The organism is Mucisphaera sp. (assembly GCF_965279675.1).
In the GTDB taxonomy this organism is placed as follows: Bacteria; Planctomycetota; Phycisphaerae; order Phycisphaerales; family Phycisphaeraceae; genus Mucisphaera.
In genome coordinates this window covers 2,543,711-2,563,128 of sequence record NZ_CBDIIJ010000002.1, presented here as the reverse complement: position 1 = coordinate 2,563,128, position 19,418 = coordinate 2,543,711, and the positions used below count along the sequence as shown (strand labels likewise).

Annotated in this window: 15 protein-coding genes; 4 read left to right on the top strand and 11 right to left on the bottom strand. The window is 61.9% G+C overall.

What is annotated here, in order from left to right; genetic code table 11:
• The first annotated feature begins 50 nt into the window (after positions 1-50).
• Together smpB and ACQZAB_RS11035 are read left to right on the top strand one after the other, a co-directional pair.
• A complete protein-coding gene (gene smpB / locus ACQZAB_RS11040) occupies positions 51-536 on the top strand; it encodes an SsrA-binding protein SmpB (RefSeq protein WP_428389572.1) in 486 nt (161 codons plus the stop codon).
• Between the two features lie 10 nt (positions 537-546).
• The gene (locus ACQZAB_RS11035; RefSeq protein ID WP_428389571.1) at positions 547-1,689 is read left to right on the top strand and encodes an MFS transporter; all 1,143 of its coding nucleotides are present in this window, start codon (positions 547-549) and stop codon (positions 1,687-1,689) included.
• A gap of 124 nt (positions 1,690-1,813) precedes the next feature.
• Here the strand turns inward: ACQZAB_RS11035 and ACQZAB_RS11030 are convergent, their stop codons facing one another.
• From ACQZAB_RS11030 to ACQZAB_RS10980, 11 genes are all read right to left on the bottom strand, one after another.
• Positions 1,814-2,251, bottom strand: a complete 438-nt coding sequence (locus ACQZAB_RS11030) for a hypothetical protein (protein WP_428390157.1) — start codon at positions 2,249-2,251, stop codon at positions 1,814-1,816.
• Positions 2,251-2,667, bottom strand: a complete 417-nt coding sequence (locus ACQZAB_RS11025; protein WP_428389570.1) for an alkyl hydroperoxide reductase — start codon at positions 2,665-2,667, stop codon at positions 2,251-2,253. The genes ACQZAB_RS11030 and ACQZAB_RS11025 overlap by 1 nt, the downstream gene beginning before the upstream one ends.
• A complete protein-coding gene (locus ACQZAB_RS11020) occupies positions 2,660-4,105 on the bottom strand; it encodes a cryptochrome/photolyase family protein (RefSeq protein WP_428389569.1) in 1,446 nt (481 codons plus the stop codon). The genes ACQZAB_RS11025 and ACQZAB_RS11020 overlap by 8 nt, the downstream gene beginning before the upstream one ends.
• A complete protein-coding gene (locus ACQZAB_RS11015) occupies positions 4,102-5,469 on the bottom strand; it encodes a TIGR01777 family oxidoreductase (RefSeq protein WP_428389568.1) in 1,368 nt (455 codons plus the stop codon). Before ACQZAB_RS11015 ends, ACQZAB_RS11020 begins: the two co-directional genes overlap by 4 nt.
• A 77-nt stretch (positions 5,470-5,546) precedes the next feature.
• Entirely contained in the window at positions 5,547-9,878 is a 4,332-nt protein-coding gene (locus ACQZAB_RS11010) for a tetratricopeptide repeat protein (protein ID WP_428389567.1), read from the bottom strand.
• Positions 9,879-9,884: 6 nt separating this feature from the next.
• Positions 9,885-11,318 (bottom strand): sugar transferase, encoded by a 1,434-nt coding sequence (locus ACQZAB_RS11005; protein WP_428389566.1) that lies wholly within the window; start codon positions 11,316-11,318, stop codon positions 9,885-9,887.
• A complete protein-coding gene (locus ACQZAB_RS11000; protein WP_428389565.1) occupies positions 11,318-13,840 on the bottom strand; it encodes a GumC family protein in 2,523 nt (840 codons plus the stop codon). Before ACQZAB_RS11000 ends, ACQZAB_RS11005 begins: the two co-directional genes overlap by 1 nt.
• Entirely contained in the window at positions 13,837-14,556 is a 720-nt protein-coding gene (locus tag ACQZAB_RS10995) for an exosortase-associated EpsI family protein (RefSeq protein ID WP_428389564.1), read from the bottom strand. Before ACQZAB_RS10995 ends, ACQZAB_RS11000 begins: the two co-directional genes overlap by 4 nt.
• Positions 14,557-14,567: 11 nt before the next feature.
• On the bottom strand, positions 14,568-15,533 hold the full coding sequence (locus ACQZAB_RS10990) for an exosortase/archaeosortase family protein (protein WP_428389563.1): 966 nt from the start codon (positions 15,531-15,533) through the stop codon (positions 14,568-14,570).
• Positions 15,511-16,530 carry a hypothetical protein gene (locus tag ACQZAB_RS10985; RefSeq protein WP_428389562.1) on the bottom strand — a complete coding sequence of 340 codons (1,020 nt, stop codon included), beginning with the start codon at positions 16,528-16,530 and terminating at the stop codon, positions 15,511-15,513. The genes ACQZAB_RS10990 and ACQZAB_RS10985 overlap by 23 nt, the downstream gene beginning before the upstream one ends.
• Positions 16,531-16,628: 98 nt before the next feature.
• Positions 16,629-17,429 carry a WecB/TagA/CpsF family glycosyltransferase gene (locus ACQZAB_RS10980; protein ID WP_428389561.1) on the bottom strand — a complete coding sequence of 267 codons (801 nt, stop codon included), beginning with the start codon at positions 17,427-17,429 and terminating at the stop codon, positions 16,629-16,631.
• 100 nt (positions 17,430-17,529) lie between these two features.
• On the opposite strand from ACQZAB_RS10980, the gene epsC reads away from it, so the two are divergent.
• Positions 17,530-18,498 (top strand): serine O-acetyltransferase EpsC, encoded by a 969-nt coding sequence (gene epsC / locus ACQZAB_RS10975; RefSeq protein ID WP_428389560.1) that lies wholly within the window; start codon positions 17,530-17,532, stop codon positions 18,496-18,498.
• Between the two features lie 132 nt (positions 18,499-18,630).
• Positions 18,631-19,317 (top strand): LON peptidase substrate-binding domain-containing protein, encoded by a 687-nt coding sequence (locus ACQZAB_RS10970; RefSeq protein ID WP_428389559.1) that lies wholly within the window; start codon positions 18,631-18,633, stop codon positions 19,315-19,317.
• Positions 19,318-19,418 lie beyond the last annotated feature (101 nt).

The window sequence follows — 19,418 nt, the reverse complement described above, 5'->3', positions numbered from 1 at the left end:
ACACATCACTACACGATGCCCCCGATTCTCCCTACACTCTTCGATTCCCCATGGCACGCAAAAAACCCAAACCAGAACACTTCTCCCCTCGCATAGAGAACCGCCGCGCGCGCCACGACTACCACATCACCGAAACCCTCGAAGTCGGCATCAAGCTCCTCGGCACCGAAGTCAAATCCATCCGCAACAGCCAGATCTCACTCGCCGAAGGCTACGCCACCATCGACAACCGAACCGGAGAACTCCTCCTCCTCAACGTCGATATCGCCCAATACAAACAGGCCGGCGTTAACCAGCACGCCCCCAAACGCCCCCGCGTACTACTCGCCCACAAACGAGAAGTACAGCGACTCCAGGGATACCTCACCGCCAAAGGCACCACCCTCGTCCCCCTCGTCGTCTACTTCCTCCGCGGCAAAGCCAAACTCCTTCTCGGCGTCGGCGAAGGCAAGAAACAACACGACAAACGACAAGACATCAAAACCAAAGACGCCAAACGCGATATCCGCAAAGCCATGACACGCAAAGTCATCTGAGCACCACCAGATGACCCACCTCAACAAACGACGCGTCCTCTTCCTCACCTTCCTCGGCTCGATGGGCACCACCCTCATTGAGCTCGGCCTCTACTTCTTCACCCACCAGCAACTCGGCTTCTCCGAAACCGCCAACCTCGCCCTCGCACTCGGCTGGGGACTCACCTACGTCCTCGGAGCCCTCACCAGCCACAAGCTCACCCACCACTTCGGCGAGCGCAAAATCGCCCTCATCAGCATCCTCACCCAACTCGCCGCCAACCTTGTCATCTGGCAATCACCCACACCCGCCGTCATCACCGCCGGCTTCCTCATCCTCGGCACCGCCACCGGCATGATGTGGCCCATCATCGAAAGCTACATCTCCTCCGGACTCACCCCACGAAAAGCCATGCGCGTCATCGGCTACTTCAACCTCACCTGGTCCTCCGCCGTCGCCGTCGCCCTCCTCGTCACCGGCATCATCCTCGCCATCAACCCCGGCGCGTTGCTTATCACCGCCGCCGCCCTCAACACCACCGTCGCGATCCTCATCCTCACCCTCCGCAAGCGACCGCTCCACATGGAGCACGACCACCCCGACCGCCCCGCACCCGAACAACTCAGCCGCTGGAAACACCTCCTCGCCTCCAGCCGCTGGACCATGCTCGCCAGCTACACCCTCCTCTTCCTCCTCGCACCACTGCTCCCCCAGATCTTCACCGACCTCGGACTCACCACCGCCTGGTCCGCCAACGCCGCCGCCATCCTCCACCTCGTCCGCTTCCTCACCTTCACCGGCATGATCATCCTCCCCCAATGGCACGACCGCGCCTGGCCACTCATCACCGCACTCATCATCCAGCCAGTCAGCTTCTTCCTGATCCTCTTCGGACCCTCGGTCCCCATCGTGATCTTCGGCGAAGTCCTCTTCGGCTGGGCCGCAGGCGTCTCCTACTTCGCCGCCCTCTACTACGCCCAGGTCATCCAGAACGCCTCCGTCGAAGCAGGCGGCGAACACGAAGGCCTCATCGGCGCCGGCTTCGCCCTCGGCCCACTCCTCGGACTCGTCGCGATGTACCTAGGCGGATCCCTCCTCGACGTCGCCCTCATCACCGGACCCTTCATCGCCTTCAGCACCTACAAAGCCGCCCGCGCCCTCCGACACGCCTGACCCCCGCCAATTCATTCGAGTGCCACGTTTTCTTCACGACACAGTCGTGAAAAGCCGTGCCGGTCACGATTCAATCACAGACACCGCAAAGCTGGTCCGTGCCATCCGGCCACGGTCAAAACACTCAAACCAACACCAACAACCACAACGCCAACACACTCCGCAAACTCCAAGCCAGCGTCCGCACCCAATTCGTACTCACCAACGCCACATGAGCCCGCGCATCAAACCCTCGACTCAGCCGCGCATGAAGCGGAACCTGCACCAACGCCGTCGACACGCCATTCACCACCACCAAACCCAACCCCACACAGGCAATCACCCAGGACCACCCGCCGCCCGCCAGCAGCCACACCAACGCCGCCGCTGTCACCCCCTCCACCAACATCACAGGAGCCACGATCGGCCCGATCAGCTTTTGATGATCACGCTCAAACGCCGCGAAACCCTCACCCTCCACCCGATCCATCAACGGGTAGTGAACCACCTGCACCAGCCAGATCAACCCCACCATAAAGCACGTCGCCCCCGCATGAACCACCAGCACCAGCTCCAGCACCATCACGCCTCAGACTCCATCCGCTTCGCCCGCTTCCAGGCATGCACCAGAATCAAAGCAAACGGCACCCACCAGATCAGATCATTGAAAATGATGTTGATCCCAAACGCAGGCGTGATCTCCCTCAACCACAGCGCCTGAGCAAAACCGATCGGCCCGAACACCTTCCCCAATAAGCCCACCAGCACAATCGGCCAGTGACGCGCCGGGTCCAACGCAGCACACCCATACCCAATCCCATACACCCCCACAATCATCCCCACACACTGCCACAGCCACAGATACTCAGGCGGCTCCATCCCCGCAGCCGTAAAAAACACCGCCGGAAACAAAACCGCCGCCCCACCCCAAAGCAGGTTATAAACCGCCGCCAGCCACAACACCACCGACATCCACTTTGGCGATCCACCGCTAGTCATCCGATGATTCCTTCATAGACGCCAACGCCTCCAGCGCCCGCTCTCGCCCCGCCTTGTGCTCAATCAACGGTTTCGGATACGTCTTCCCAAGCTCAATCCCCGCCTGCTGCAAAACCAGAGGCGGAGCCTCCCATGGCTTGAACAACCACTTGTCGGGCAACTCCGCCACCTCCGGCACCCACCGCCGCGTGTACACCCCCTCCGGGTCATACTTCTCGCCCTGAAGGATCGGATTGAACACCCGAAAGTAAGGCGCCGCATCCGCCCCGCAGCCACCCGCCCACTGCCACCCAAGCGTGTTACTCGCCAGGTCCGCATCCACCAGCGTGTCCCAGAACCACGCAGCCCCCTCCGTCCAGCTGATCAGCAAATGCTTCACCAGAAAAGACGCCACAATCATCCGCACCCGATTGTGCATCCACCCCGTCGCATACAACTGCCGCATCCCCGCGTCCACAATCGGATACCCCGTCTGCCCCTTCTGCCACGCCTCCAAATCCTTCTTGCTCCGCCGCCAAGGAAACGCCTCGTACTTCTCGCGAAGCGGTTGCTCAGGCGTCTTCGGAAAGTGATAAAGCAGGTGATACCCAAACTCCCGCCACACCAGCTCTTTCACATACGTATGTGCATCCTTAGCCTTCTTACCCTTCGGCAACCCCGCCATCACCCCGTGGTACACCTGCCGCGGGCTGATCTCCCCATGATGCAGATGAGGCGATAACCGCGAAGTCCCCGCATGATCCGGCCGATCACGCTCCTCCCCGTAAACCACCGACCGCTCACCCGTAAAGACCTTCAGGTTCTTCGCAGCCCCCTTCTCACCCGGCTCCCAGACCTGCTCCATCTCCCCGTACCACCGAACCTTCGGCAGCAGGTCCAGATCATTCAACGCCACAGAGTCCGGCCACTCACTCGGCCCCTTCAAAGACTTCGGCCGCGCCAGCGGCTTCGCAATCTCCGGCCCACCCAGACAATTCCGGCTGAACGGGCTGTAAACCTGATACGGCTTGCCCTGCCCCGTCTCAACCTCCCACGGCTCAAAGAGCAACGACCCGTTGAAGCTCTCAGCTTCAACGCCATCATCCTTCAAACCTTCCTTGACCTTCGTATCCCGCTCAATCACAGCCGGCTCATACCGCCGACACCAAACCACCTTGTCCGCCCCCGTCTCCTCAACCAGCTTCCGCAGCTCATCCAGCGCCTCCCCCTGCCGCACAATCAACCGACTCCCAATCGCCTCCAAACCATCCCCCAGCGACAGCAGACTCCGATACAGCCACCACTTCGCCGCCCCGCCCGGCGACCAATCCCCCTCCTCCTCACACGACGCGATATACACCGGAATCACCGGCCCCGGCCGATCCGCCGCGTGACGAAGCGCCGGCTGATCCGCCAAACGCAAATCCTGACGGAACCACACCAACGTCGCACCACTCAAACCGCATCCTCCATCCCCAGTTGCTGAGCCAGCATCGGCCTCAAGTCCGGATGCCGATACCCATACTTCAATTCCCCAAGCACCTCCGGCCGCACCCGCTGACTGCTAAGCAATACCTCATTCGCCATCTGCCGCCCCATCGCCAACCGCAGCAATCCCCGAGGAACCGGAAACCACGTCGGCCGCCTAATCGCCTTGCCCAACGCAGCCGTGAACCCACGGTTCGTCACAATCCCAGGCGACACCAGATTCACCGCTCCCGCCATCCGCTCATCAACCAACGCCCGATGAAGCACCCCCACCACATCATCCAAACCGATCCAACCCCACCACTGATTCCCATGACCCAAACGTCCACCAGCCCCCATCCAAAACGCAGGCAGCATCTTCGCCAACGCACCACCCGTAGGCGTCACCACAATCCCAATCCGCGCGTTCACCACGCGAATCCCCGCCGCCCGGGCCGGCTCAGCCGCCGCCTCCCACGCCTCCGCAACCTCCGCCAGAAAACCATCCCCAACCGGCGATCCCTCATCCAGAAACGTCTGCCCACGATCCCCATAAATCCCTATCGCCGACGCCACCACCAGCACCTTCGGCTTACGACGAAGCCGCGACACCGCCTCCGCCACCAAACGAGTCCCCCGCACACGACTCTCTCGTATCAGCCGCTTCTTGTTAGGCGTCCACGAACCCATGATCGGCTCAGCCGCCAGGTGCACCACCCCATCGAGCCCCTCCATCGCCCCAGCATCGATCTGATACTTCGGCCACGACCACCGGATCCGATCCGTCCGACGCTCAGACACCCCGCTCCCGCCATGCCGAATCATCGGCACCACCTCATGCCCGCCCGTCGTCAGAAAAGCCGACAGCCTCCCCCCAATCAACCCACTCGCACCCGACACCGCCACCCGCATCGGCCCACACGCAGCCTCGGCATGCGCCGCAAGATCAGCCCGCGTCACCGCATGACGCCACGCAAACGCCCGCCGCATCTGACCCAACAACCACCGCCCCGCCACCAACTCCGTCACCCGACCACCCGGCATCTCAAACGCGATCGAATCAATCAGCCGCGACCGCCCACCACCCAGCGACTCAAACCGATGCCGATGCCGAAACACCGGGAACGGCCCCTCCAACAGGTGATCTTCAAACTGCTCCCCGGACACATGATTCCGATGCTCAATCTTCCATATCGTCGGGATCGGCCCCTGATAGATCCGCAGATCAATCCGAGCCCCATCCTCGATCCCACCCGACCGCCTCAACACCTCCACACGCTGCCAGGGCGGGGTCAACCGCTCAAACGCCCCCGGACGCGCATGCCACGCATAAAGCTCTTCCGCCGAAACAGGCATGTCCGAAGCGTATTCAAAGTGCAAGGCAAACCCTTCTGCTAAACATGGCCATGCACCATGCTAGGGCAAGCCCATCGCTAAGGCACGAACACGCCCGCATTCGCATCCAGCCGCTCAGCAGGAATCTCCTCAACCATGGCTCGGATCGACTCCAGCCGCTCGCGGAAATCCTCATCAACCTCACGACCATTCGCGATCGCCCGATCAATAAAGCCCAGCGTGTCCTGCGCCTCAACCTTCCTCGAAGCCATCGCCAAAGCCTCAGCCAGCGTCAACTGCCACTCCAGATTGCTCGGATCCAGACGATTCAGCAGATTCGCCTGCTCCAAAGCAGCCTCGACCTGACCGTCCGCCAACAGACTCAGCGTCAACGTGTTACGGAACGCCGGGAACGACGGCGCCTGACGAATCGCACGCTCCGCCAGCGAGATGGCCTCACTCGCCTGCCCCTTACGCTGAAGAACCATCGCCAGGTTGTTCAAAGCCACCGGCTGATCCTCAACCATCTCGAGCACACGACGATAACCCGCCTCAGCCTCCTCCTGACGACCCTCCGTGTCATCCATGATCGCCATGCTCAGAACAGCCCGAGGCGACGCCTCACCCTCCGCCGCCAGAGCCCGCATCATCTCCCGCGCCCGATCCAGCATGCCCGCATCATTGAACTTGCTGCCAACCGCACGCAGACCAATCGCGATCTGAAGCCGGGAATCCGCATCATCCTCCTCGACTTCCTCAATCAGCACCTCCATCCAGCGCATCGCCTCGGCCTCATCCTCGATCCGCTGCGTCGCAAGCTGAATCCAACTCTCTCGCCAACCCGGATGAGGCGCCAGCAACGGCCGAAGCGTCAGCCTCGCCTCCTCCGCACGACCCATCTCGATCCGAGCCGTCGCCCAGACAAGCAGCACCTCACCAAGCTGAAGCGGACGACGCATCGCGTCCTGTAAGTAAGGCTGAATCTGGGTCGACGCCTGATTCGGCGTACCCATCTCGATCATCGCGCGAGCAATCCGCAGATCCGCAACCAGCGGGTTCGCCAACCGACGACGCCACTGAAGCCCCATGTTCCGAGACTCCGCCCACTTGCCCTGAGCTGCCAGCAACTCCGTCGCCATACCCGCAGGATCAGGGCTGTCCGGGAACGTACGGACCGCCTGCATCGCCACCGTCACCGCCTCCTCCGTCCGATCCAGCGAAGCCAGTGACTGCGCCAGAATCATGTGAGCCGGCAAATAATTAGGATGCTCGCGGACGATCCGCTGGAAACGCGGAATCAACGCCACCGCCCCACCACCATCCCGATCGATCTCATACGCAGCCCGCAGGATGTCCGCCGCCACCTCACGCGTGTCAGGCGACTCCACCATCTGCAACATCATCGGCCGCAGACCCGCGTTGGAAACTAGGTTCTCAATCAGCACCCGCTGCTCATCCAAAAACACCAGCGTCGGATCACCCGGGTTCGCCGCCAGACCGCGGTCAAGCGCCTCAAGCACCGGCCCTGACTCGCCGCCATTCATCCGACTCGAAATCAACCGCAACCAGACACCCGCACGAGTCGGATCCAGCTCAGCCGCTTCCGCAAACAGAGCCTCAGCGTCTTGCCAGTTACCCCCGCGACGCGCGTAGTCCCCGCGAACCACCAAAGCCGCCACCGGACTGATATCCGGCACCTCATCCAGCCGCTCGAGCGCTGCCCGGCCCGACGCATCCTGCCCGATCGACTGATAGAACCGGGGCACATTACCCAGCACATCGAGCCTCGGCTCGCCCGCCAGCAGCCGCGTATACACACGCTCAGCCGCCGCCGTGTCCTCACCACGCTCGTACATCTGCGCTAACAGCAGACGGTCACTCACAGACCCGGACGCCGCAATCATCGTCTCAACCATCGAAACCGCCAAAGGCAGACGCCCAAGATCAGCCAGCGAAACCGCCACCTCACGCTGCTGCTCCGCACTCAACGCATCCGGTTGCGTCGCCAGCGTCTCATACACACGCGTCGCATCCAAAGCACGATCAGCACCCCGAAGCAACCGCGCCTGAAGCAGATCAAGCGTCACATCCCCGCCCCGAAGCCCCTTCGCACGCTCAATCTGATTGATCGCACCATCCGTGTCACCCAACCGATTCAAGGCCTCGGCCAGCATCAGACGCGGACGAACCAGCCCAGGCGACTCATTCGTGATCTCATCCAGCATCGAACGAGCACGAGGCAGATCCTCCCGACCACCGTAAGTCAGCAGCCAACGAGCCTCAGCCGTCCGCCACCCCAGCGAGTTCTCATCCGTCAGACCACGCAGCGTATCAATCGCTCCCCGCGTCGCGGCCTCATCCGACCAGAACGACTCCGATTCCAGAGCCCGCTGAATGACACGAACGTTGTCAGAGTAATCCTCAACAAGCGACGCCCACGCCTCACGAGCCCGTGCATCCCCCATCCGATCCAGCACCGTCGCACGGCCCGTACGCATCGCAAGCAACGCCTCAGTGCCCTCGGCCTCTGCAACCTCGGCATCAAGCAGCGCCAGCGCCTCCTCGGTCCGACCATCACGGTGAAGCACCAACGCGCGAGCTGCCACCATCTCAGGTGTCTCCGCCGCCGCTCCATCCGCGCGAGCCATCAGAGCAGACTCATAACCAAGACCAAACTCAGCACTCACCTCAGCCACCCGCAGCAGGGTTGCTGTGGCTATCGCCTCACTGCTCTTAAGCAAGCCCTCAATCTCCGCCTCAACCTCACCACGCCGCTCATTCTCCATCAACAGACGCATATAAACAGGCAGCACGTCCGGGTGATTAGGTGTCTGCGTATCCAGCAGACTACGAGACAATGCCAGCAACTGAGCCCGGTCACGCTGAGGAATCCGGTCAAGCACTGGACCCACCGTCGCAATCAGATTGACGTTCGCCGCCAGATTCCGAGGACTCCGCTGCAGAACCAACGCCGCAAACGGGTACGCCTCCAGATGCCGACCCGCACGAGACAACTCCCGTGACACAGCCAGAAGCGGCGCATCCCAGCTCGGCGCTATCTGGGCCGCTTGATTCCACAACTCAATCGCCCGGTCACTCTCCCCAAGCGCCGAGAAAGCATTCCCGCGCCAATACGCAAACATCGGATTCCCCGGATCACGGCTCAGCGCCGTCTCGCTCGTCTCCAGAATCCGCATCGGCTCAACGTCATCCTCCACGTAGACCTGACGAAGAATCGCGCCGTAAGCCAGCGCCATACTGTCGTTCGTCCGCGAGGAGAACGACTCCACCAACGCAGCCCCCTCCTCATCCCGACCCAGCTCAAACAGAGCCTGAGCCCGATACGCCAGCGACCGCAGACTCGCCCGAGACGAGTCATCCACGTAACGATCCGTCAGCGAAACCACCTCTTCCGCCCGACCCGCAAAAAGCAGATGCGACAGCAGCACATGCTCATACTGCATCGAGGGCGAACGCTCCTGAAGATCACGCGCCAAATCAATCGTCGCCAGCAGCTGACCCTTGCGGCCCAGCTCACGAATCAGCAAGCGCACGACGACGAGACTCTCGGGATCCGCCTCCACCTCACGCCTCAGCCACGCCAGCGAAGCCTCACGACCCTCAGGCCCCGAATGCGCCAACGCGGCCAGCAACGCCGTGCCTTCCACATCCGGGTAGCTCTGATACACGCTCTCGGCCCAGGTAATCACCTCGGTCCGCGGACGCTCCTCCGCACGCATCGCCTCGAGCGTCAACAGATAAGCCCGAAAATCATCCGGGGCCGTCAGATTCAACTCGATCGCTTGCGTCAGCCCCTCACTTGAACGCTCCAAACGCAGCAACGCCGAAGCACGCGCACGCATCGCCTCAATCACCAAAGGCTCAGGCCGAGGCGGATCAGCAGCCAACACCTCATCCGCCGCCACCACCACATCCTCAAAACGCCGAAGCGCATTCAACGCCACCATCTTCCGCGACCACGCCTCGGAATCATCAGGCGAAACCGCCAGCACCTCGTCCGCCAGATCCACAGCCTCCGGCGCATACCCAAACACGCTGTAAAGCTCCAGCAGCCGCTGCTTCGCCTCCAGATTGTCCGGGTCCAGTGCCACCACATCCCGCAGCACACCCAACGCATTCAACAGATGACTACGGCCATCCGCCTCCTCAACCTCCATCCGAGCCTTCGCGTACAAAAACAGCGCCTCCGAATCCGTCGGATCCGTCAGCACATAGCTCCCCAACGCATGCATCGCGTCGAAGTAGCGCTCCTCGTTGTAAGCAGCCACACCCTCCACCCGTTTCTGATCAGCCAGCGCCTGAGCCTGCTGCTTGCGGAAAAAGTAAAACCCCGCGCCACTGCCAATAATGATGACCGCTGCCAGCAAAAGCAGGAGCAGCCTCCGTCGTGCCTTCGATCGGATTGCCAACTGTGTCTATCCTCTTGAGCTAAAGGGTGCGGTCAGGACCAGCAGCACCGTCTTCCAGACGACCCACAGGTCTGTCAAAAGCGTACCGTGTTCGACGTACTCAATGTCGTATTTAATCCATTCCTGAAAATCTTTCCCCTCTTCCCGCGTCCGGCAAACCTGCCACAAACCCGTAACCCCCGGACGAACACTCAATCGAGCCTCACGCCAGGGCGGGCAATACTGGTTCTCCTTCCGCGGACTCGGACGCGGACCCACCACCGACATATCACCCACCAGCACGTTGTAAAACTGCGGCAACTCATCCAACTGCAGCTTCCGCAGCCACCGCCCCACCACCGTCACCCGGGGATCGTGCTCAATGTAGAACTGCGGGCCGTCCACCTGATTCTCACGCATCAGACGAGCCTTGATCGCCTCCGCGTCATGACGCATCGAACGAAACTTGTAACACGGAAACTCTCGCCCCCCCACCGTCTCCCGACCATGAGCAAAGAAAAACGGCCCGCCATCCTCCAGCCAGATCGCCAGCATGATCAGCGGGAACAACGGCAGCACCAGCAGCAGCGCCAACAACGAAAAACAGATATCAAACAGCCGCTTCCCCACACGCGCCGTCGTCGAACGATTCGGCACCCGAACCGGACGCTCAAGCATCTGACCCGGCTCGATCTCGCGCCAGTTCACCTGCTCCGCCGCCGCACGCGCCTCCGGATCATCCCAAAGCACCGCCGGACCCACCACCGCCTCACCGGGCTCAATCACACGCCCGGCACCCACCCACGCCGGACCAATAAACGACACCATCTCCGCCCCCTGACCATCCCGATCACCCCACACCCCGCGTCCAAGACGACGCACCCGCTCAATCGTCGCATTCGGCTGGTTCCAAACACCAATCAAATCACGCACAAACTCGTGAACCTCAGACGGCTTCTCGCGATCGTAAGTCTCCCCGCTGATCCGATGACTCAGGCGACGATCCGCACCCACACGCTCCCGCAACATCGACCACCCCTCCAGAGCCGTCTGACACCCCTGCCAGGCTCGCGCCAGCCCGCGATCAGGCGTCAACGCCACCCGCGACAGCCGCGTATCCGCACCCCCATAGTCACGCTCAAAACCCAGCAGCCGACCATCCTCCGCCGCCAGCACACGCTCCCGGTAACCCCGCTCATGCGTGTCCGAAATCCGAACCCAGACCACCTTCGGCTTCACCCAACTCAGATCCTCGATCAGCGAACGCAGCCGAAAAATCGTCAGCAACGCCGGAGCCGTCAACAGAAACAACTCCGCATCCGCCACCACATCCGAGACCTCCCCGCAACGCACCACCTGCACGCCACGCGACGCCCAGAAACGATCGTGAAGCTCAACAGGCGTCAGGCCCCACACCGTCGGCATCGACGACGAACCATTCCCTTCTGCCGACTGAATCATCAGCCCTGCCCCTCCGACTTCACCACCGGATCAACATCAACCGGTCCCCGATTAGCCTCCTCCGACACATACCCCTGCGACGCAATCAACGCACGCGCCACCGCACCGAAATTGGTCGCATCGCCAGGCGTCACCGGCTCACCCGTCCGCGGATCACGCGAGAAACCCGCCGAACGACTGCTCAGCAAACTCGACAACTGCGAACGAGCCAGATCACCGGCCTCCGCACGGTTGAACACAAACCCCGCCAGATGCGCGCCAAGCGATTCAAGGAAGCCAACCGCACCCGCCACACGATGACGCTCGTCACCACGGGCCACGATCATCAGCACCTGATCCGCCTCAGCAGCAACCATCGAGGTCTCAACACTCCCAGGCACCGGGCCCGTATCGATCAGCACCGTGTCATAGTGCTCACGCGCCTCCTCGATCACACGACGAACCGCCGTCGGTGAAATCCGCCCCATGTCATCCAGCAAAGCACCGCCAATCGGAAGCACCCACAGATTCGGGATATCTGTCGCCGTGATACACGACTGCACCGGCTCGCCATTGATCGCATCCAGCAAACCCACATGCGTCGTCGTCTGATGCTCAAGAATCTCACTCAGCCGACTCGGCTCCAACAGCCCCAGGTTGATAAGCGACTCACCCAGCCGACAACCATTCGCCGAAGCCGCCGCCAACGCCTGCTGAAGCTCCTGATTCGAGATCTCACCCGCATCCACGAGAATCCGACCAATCCGCCGACGAACCACCGCCTCCAGCCGATAGCTCAAACCGCCACCAGCCAGGTCGGAGTCAATCAGAAGCGTACGCGCTCCCGTCGCCGCGAACGACATACCCAGCGCAATCGTCAGACTCGTCTTACCCGACCCGCTCGCCGGACCCGTAATCGCATACGCAGGCGTTGAAGCCGTCCGATGGCCAAGCTGCAGCAGCGTCCGCATGTGGTGCACCGAATACCCCACCATCGCCGCGTTCTGCGGGTCACCCAGATCGTCAGGCAGCGTCGGCAGCACACCCAGCAGCTTCGCCGAACCAAGACGACTCGTCGCCTCGTCCGTGCTCCGCACCCGGGGATCCATCAGACCGATCAGTAAAAACACCCCGAAACCCATCGCGACACCCGCCCCAAGACCGGCCACCGCCAACTGCTTCCGACGACCCGAGTTCACCGGCTGCGGCAACGCAAACGCATTACTCGCCACCTCCAGACGCCCCGAAATATCGCCCCGACCCGCCTCCGTCGTCAGACGACGAAGACGCTCTTCAACCTGATCCAATTGACCCCGAAGATTCGCCACGTCCTCCTTGAGCTCATCAATACGAAGCCGCTGCTGACCAAGCGTCAGCGTCTCGTCATGAAGCCGGTCACGCATCTGCTTCTGACTCTCATAGATGCTCACCAGCTCGTACTCATTCATCAACGTCAGATCGCCACCACCCCGAACAATCAGCCGCGCCGAAGCGTCACTGCTCGGAACCCGTGCCCCCTGGTTACGACGCATCTCGAGAAACTCTTCGATCTCAAACTCATTCGCCTCAAAGCGCCTGACAATCTGCTTCGTCCGGTCGTGGTTACGGCCATACTCCGTCGCACTCACACGAGCATCCGAACGCAGTTGCGTCCGACGCTGAAGCAGCTGCCGCATGTATGGGTCCTGCATCGCCAGCTGCTCGGCAGTTATATCGCTATCAACCTCAGTGGTCCCGATCTGCTCCAGCTGACCCTCAAGCGGAAGCGTCGGATCAATCCCACGCCGGGCAAGCTCCCCCTCCGTCTCACGCAGATCACTCTCGTGACGCTGAAGATCCTCAAGCCGACTCTCATACATCGTCATGAGCGCATCCGACCCGAACTCGTTCGCGATCAGACTGATCTCCTGCTTCTTCCGATCCAGCTGCGACATCAGATTCGCACGGATCTCCTCCACACGGCTGATGACCTGATTCTTCTCATCAATGTCACGCTGGCCGTAAATCTCCATGTACGCCTCGGTGATCGCCTGAGCCGCAATCTCAGCCGCGTCAGGCGACAAATGCTCAAACGACACCGAAATCAGATTCGTCCGCCCGTCGTGACTCACCCGCAAGCCCCCACGCAGCGGACCCGTCCCCGAACCCAACTGCTCCGCCGTCAACACAAAACGCTGAACCGCGTCGTTCTCCGCCGCCTTCCGAAGCACACGCTCGTCCTCAATCAGCCGAGCCTGACGAGCCACCCACTGATTGAACTGCGGCATCTGCTGATGCTCTTCCAACTGAAACACCACCAGCGGAATATTCGACTGCGCCTCGATCAGCGCCGTCGCCCGATACCGATCCTCCATCGAGTAATACCCCGCCGCACCCGCCAGCCCGCCCAGCACAAGCGCCAGCAGACTCGCATACAGATAACGCCCCTGCAGCAGGTGATGAACCCGGCGAAGCGGCGAAACCTGATTCGACACCCCCTCCGGCTCCACCGCCGCAGGTCCCGAAGGTACAGGCAACATCAGACTGGGATCGCCCTGACTCATCGCGCTTCTTCTCCTCGACCCGGAATGTTCGCCGACCCGATCACCTCGATCGCATTCACGCTCTTACCTATGAAGGTCCGAGCCAGACGCTCACGAACCGCCGGATCCTCTTCACCCGGAATCAACACCTGCAGCTGACCGGCACCAAAAAACCGACGCCGGTAATCCGAATCAAGCTCCGCAATCGCATCCATCGTCGACGCCGTCCGCCCGTCAGGCAGCAGCATCGTGTTGATCACATGGATACTCACCGAATAACCAGGAAGCGACTGGAAAAACTCATACTCCGTCGCCTCAATCACACGACCCCGAACCTCAATGTCCAGACGACGCCGGCTCTCCTCACGCTCCGTCCAACCGCTGCTCGGATAACAAATTGGCGGGTAGTGACCCACCATGTCGCGAGCCTCACGGCAGTGCACGATCAGCAGATTCAACTGCTCACCCGTCGACGAATGCTCATACCGACGGCTGTAAATCACGTTGGGCTTCAGCAGCTGAACCGCCTCACGCTGCGCATCAATCACCTCGCTCGTCCACCCGTCAAACGCGCCCGGGATACGCAACACCTCTTCACGAACACGGTCGTGATAAGGCTGAGCATCCACCGGCTGCGCATAACTCTGACGCTCAGGGTCATGCCCCGTCATCAGCACCAAAGCCACCAGACACGGCACGAACCAGCCCCACTTAAGCGCTTCACGTTTCGCATCCATCAGAAAGCCTCCTAATCCCTCGCCAACACATAAGGCGTCACGGGAACCAGAGCCCACTCCAACAGCCGCTTCACCGCCAGCAACAGACCAAACGCCACCAGCAGCATCACCCACCCGCCAAGGTCATGGAAAATCTTCCCCGCACCCTCACCAAACGCCCCGTAAACCCAAACCGTCGGCGACAACCGCACCACGTTGCAAAGAATCGCCGACAACGGACTGATCAGCACAATGAAAAACCGCACCGAGTTCCGCAGAGGCGTTCCGAACGCAAACGCGTACGAAACCAGCAGCAACGCAAACACCATCCGCATCCCGTTGCAAGCCTCAGCAATACCCACCTGCATCCCGTTGATCTCAAGCACACTCCCCGAGTGACTCACCATCACACCAAAGGTCGTCAGCGTCTCCGTCGTAATCACCGCCGTCCACTGCTGCAGCGGGATCGCAATCGCCTGACGAATCAGGCCCGGCACCGGCACCAGAAACAGAAGCGTCACAAACGCCGGGAAGAACCGCCGCAGCACATCCGTACCCACCACCGACACCAAACCTCCCACCGCCATCACCACAGCGCCCAGGTGCCAACCAGCCTGCACCGCGTTGTTAAACCCGTACCACGATAAAAACCAGCCCAGCGCCACCAGCAACACCCCGAACCAGTGACCCCGCGGGTAGCAGAAACGAAAACGCTGCTTCCGAACCCAGAACAGCCAGAACATCACAAACGGCACCAGGAAGATGTGACTGTTCTCTTCGTCGTTCCAGGCGATCAGAAAAATATCGCTCCACGCCTGACGACAAACCCAGATCGCCGTCCCCACCGCGATGATCGCCGCCACAAAGTGGAAATCCGTCCACCCGTTACGCGACCAGCTCTTCGCCGTCGACGTCGTCAGCGGACCGCCCGCAACAGCCGAAACAGTCGACGCCGACGAGTCTGCCGCAGTCGGATTACTTGTCGCTTCGGAGGCCATGTCCTCGCCCTCTCAATCCCGAATCACCCGCCGTCGCCAGCCGCGACCGCCGACCACCGCCCACCACCGCGTCACGCTGCGTCCGCCGGGGCCCGACATGACCCGCCGAGCAAACCACACTCCGAACCAGCGTCGCGCCCGCACCAACCCGCCCCCCCTTCAGCACCACCGAGTCGTGCAGACGAGCCGTCTCGTCCACCTCAGCACCCGCTTCCACCACCGCAAAACTACTACGCCAGTCCTCCGCATAGGGTTCAGACAACCCGCTCAACGGCCCCTCACGGTGGTAAGCCTGCAAACCCTCGATGTAGTCCGACACCGTCCGCACCGGAACCGAAATGGCCGGCGAATCAACCGTCATCACCGCCGAACGCTCCCCCAAACGAGGCAGAAACTGCTCCTTCAGATCGATATACCCCTGCCGAGCCACCGACCGCAAGGCCCCGCACCGGATCAGAAACAGACTCGCTGGCGTCCCGTCCTCATGCCTCAGCAGCCGAACCTCACCCCGCGACCCCATCAGCCGACGAACCGGCTCAATCAGCGACGAAACCAGAATCTGCCCAGCATTCGCCACCAGAACCCACGCGTCGTCCCCGTAAGCCGAACACGCATCACGCAGCAGACCCGCTGTCCCCCGAAGCTCCAGCCGATCCTGCTCAACCGTCAGCGACAACCCCCGCGACGGGCCCCGCAGCACAGGCGTCGGAACCAATTCATTCACCAGCACCCGAACCGACAGCCCCTCAATCCCAAGATCAAGCCCCACCTCCATCAAACGCTCAAGCCACAAATCCAGAATCCGCCGGTCGTCGGTCACCGGCAGATCCAGAGGCGACCGCCCCAACGCCTCCGCCAGACCCAGCTTCCGCGTCGCACCCGCCAGCAGCAGCACCGCGCGCACCGACGACACCGGGCCATCGCTGGCATCAACACCCGCACGCTCGCCAGCCTCAACAGCCGGACCACGAGCCTCACTGGCTAGATCAGTGTTCACCGTCACAATCCTGACTATCGGGTCGATCTCCCCTTAAGGATAGACCACCAAACAACGAAGCCCAACCCCGTAAACCCCGTAGTTGCCGCAACCTCACATCATAACCGGCCACCCCGAAACCGACGCCATGCCGCCCAGCAACCCAGCCGAACCGCAAACGGCAATCCCTCCACCAGATAACGCCTCGCCAGCCGCCCGGGCTCCTGCAACAGCCGATAAATCCACTCCAACCCCAGCCGCCGAGCCCAACCAGGAGCCCGCTTCACCGTCCCCGCTACATAACTGAACGAAATCCCCACCCCCAGCCACACCGCCCCAGGCTGCACAACCCGCAGCCGCTCAATCAGCCGCTCCTGCTTCGGAAACCCCAGCCCCACAAACACCACGCACCCCTCCGACCGCCCCGCGATCGCCTCCAGTTCCCCCATCGCCGCCGCATCCGACTCAAATCCCATCGCCGGACAATGAACATTTTTCACATCCAGGCCCGGATAGGCACCCCGCAGCACCCCTGCCGCCCGATCCGCATCCCCAGGCGACCCACCAATCAAAACCACCCCCACACCCTCACGAGCCGCCGCCTCGCAAACCGTCCACACCAGACTCGACCCCGCCACCCGCTCCGGCAGCCCCTTCCCACCCCCCAGCCCCGCAAGCCGACTCGCCCACACCAGCGGCATCCCATCCGCCACCCGCACATCCGCCTGCCCCACCAACGACCGCACCTCCGCATCACCCACGCACCGCCGCAGAATGTCCAGATTTGGCGTGATCACCCAACCACCAACCCCCGACCGCGCCCGACACACCACATCCGCCACCACCTCCGTCTCCGTCGCACGCGCAAGACCCACCCCCATCACCTCAAGCTCTTCAAATCCCAAACGACCCTGCGACACCCACAAGCCTCCAGACCAGCCGACAAATAACCGCCACGACCCTTCCTATAATCGGCGTTTCGCCCCAACACCTCCCCTCTCACCGCCCGAAAGGCCACAGGTGACTCAGGAACAACCCAACCACAAGGACGATCACCGAAAGGCCATCGCCCACCAAACTGCCGAGCAGCTCGCCGCCGACTTCACCCTCTCCGCCGTCGGCCAGCACCTCGAAGCCACCTTCCTCCCCTCACGCGGCAAAACCATCGAAGCCATCGAACTCGCCCGAAGAATCATCTTCCCCGGCTACTTCGACGACGTCCGACTCACCGCACAAACCGTCAAGCCACACCTCGAAGAACTCATCCAGCAGCTCTACGACATCCTCCTCGACCAGACCGAACAAAACCTGCGCTACGAACTCAACCGAACCGTCGGCGAAGGCACAGGCGACGACTGCGACGACTGCCACGAACGCGCCTGCGACATCACCAAACAGTTCTTCGAACAACTACCCGACATCCGCCGACGACTCATCATCGACGTCAACGCCTCCTTCGAAGGCGACCCCGCCGCCCTCTCCATGGACGAGACCATCTTCTGCTACCCAGGCATCGACGCCATCTTCGTCCACCGCATCGCCCACGCCCTCCACAACCTAGGCGTCCCCCTCCTCGCACGCATCATGTCCGAGGTCGCCCACAACGAAACCGGCATCGACATCCACCCGGGAGCCACCATCGGCGACGCCTTCTTCATCGACCACGGAACCGGCATCGTCATCGGGGAAACCTGCCAGATCGGAAACCGCGTCAAGCTCTACCAAGGCGTCACCCTCGGCGCACTCTCCACCCGAGGCGGTCAATCCTGGCGCGGACAAAAAAGACACCCAACCATCGAAGACGACGTCACCATTTACGGCGGAGCCATCATCCTCGGCGGCAACACCACCATCGGACACCACGCCACCATCGGCGGATCCGTCTTCATCACCTCATCCATCCCACCCGAACACACCGTCACCCTCAAAAAAGGCGAACTACGAATCATCCCAACCCCCGAAAAAAGCACCGATAAATCCACCCCCTAAGGCACCCATTCTGGTGACCCGTGCCGGGCCGGGCTTCCTCCAAACAACCAACAACCCCCTCATAACCCACTCCCCCAAATTCCCCTCCAACCTTTTCACCCCCCACCCCATCCACCCCTCCTACCATCCGCCATGCCCGAGACGCATGTGGATTTCAGCCAGCCCGTCCCCCTCTTTCCGCTCGCCAACTGCGTGCTGCTGCCCCATGCCACCATCCGACTCCACATCTTCGAGCCCCGCTACCGCGCGATGGTCGAAGATGCCCTCAACGGCCCGCGCCTCATCGCCATGGCCGTCTTCAACGACCCACGCTGGAAATCCAACTACGCCGACAACCTCATCCTCCACACCGCCGCCTGCCTCGGCTATATCGTCCGCGACACCCAACTCCCCGACGGCCGCTACAACATCCTCCTCCAGGGACTCACTCGCTGCCGCATCACCACCGAACTCGAACACGAACCCTACCGACTCGCCCACCTCGAACCTCTCGAAACCAACCCCACCCTCGAGATCGACCTCACCGACACCCGCACAAGACTCGAAACCCTCATCGCCGACCCCAAGCTAGGCGAACTCGCCGCCATCCAGGCCGTCCGCAACCTCCTCAACCACGACCTCCCCACCAACGCCCTCATCGATCTCGCCTGCCTCACACTCTGCGAGGAAACCGAACCCCGCTACCAACTCCTCTCCGAACCCAACCCCCACACCCGCGCCGCCTGGCTCGAACACCACCTCCACCACCTCCGCGATACCGTCACCAAAGCCCTACGCTCCGCCACCGGCGACACCGACACCGGCATCTACCTCAACTAATCCCACCCCAAAGCAGCACAAGACCGCCCCCCCACACGACCCCTGCTCAACACGAGCCCCACCCCACACGAGCCCTGGGCGGAAGCCCAGGGGCCCAAACC

Excerpts from the sequence above, each read along its gene's own strand:
- smpB (WP_428389572.1), top strand. The coding sequence starts at position 51 with ATGGCACGCAAAAAACCCAAACCAGAACACTTCTCCCCTCGCATAGAG.
- ACQZAB_RS11035 (WP_428389571.1), top strand. The coding sequence starts at position 547 with ATGACCCACCTCAACAAACGACGCGTCCTCTTCCTCACCTTCCTCGGC.
- ACQZAB_RS11030 (WP_428390157.1), bottom strand. The coding sequence starts at position 2,251 with ATGGTGCTGGAGCTGGTGCTGGTGGTTCATGCGGGGGCGACGTGCTTT.
- ACQZAB_RS11025 (WP_428389570.1), bottom strand. The coding sequence starts at position 2,667 with ATGACTAGCGGTGGATCGCCAAAGTGGATGTCGGTGGTGTTGTGGCTG.
- ACQZAB_RS11015 (WP_428389568.1), bottom strand. The coding sequence starts at position 5,469 with ATGCCTGTTTCGGCGGAAGAGCTTTATGCGTGGCATGCGCGTCCGGGG.
- ACQZAB_RS11005 (WP_428389566.1), bottom strand. The coding sequence starts at position 11,318 with ATGATTCAGTCGGCAGAAGGGAATGGTTCGTCGTCGATGCCGACGGTG.
- ACQZAB_RS11000 (WP_428389565.1), bottom strand. The coding sequence starts at position 13,840 with ATGAGTCAGGGCGATCCCAGTCTGATGTTGCCTGTACCTTCGGGACCT.
- ACQZAB_RS10995 (WP_428389564.1), bottom strand. The coding sequence starts at position 14,556 with ATGGATGCGAAACGTGAAGCGCTTAAGTGGGGCTGGTTCGTGCCGTGT.
- ACQZAB_RS10990 (WP_428389563.1), bottom strand. The coding sequence starts at position 15,533 with ATGGCCTCCGAAGCGACAAGTAATCCGACTGCGGCAGACTCGTCGGCG.
- ACQZAB_RS10970 (WP_428389559.1), top strand. The coding sequence starts at position 18,631 with ATGCCCGAGACGCATGTGGATTTCAGCCAGCCCGTCCCCCTCTTTCCG.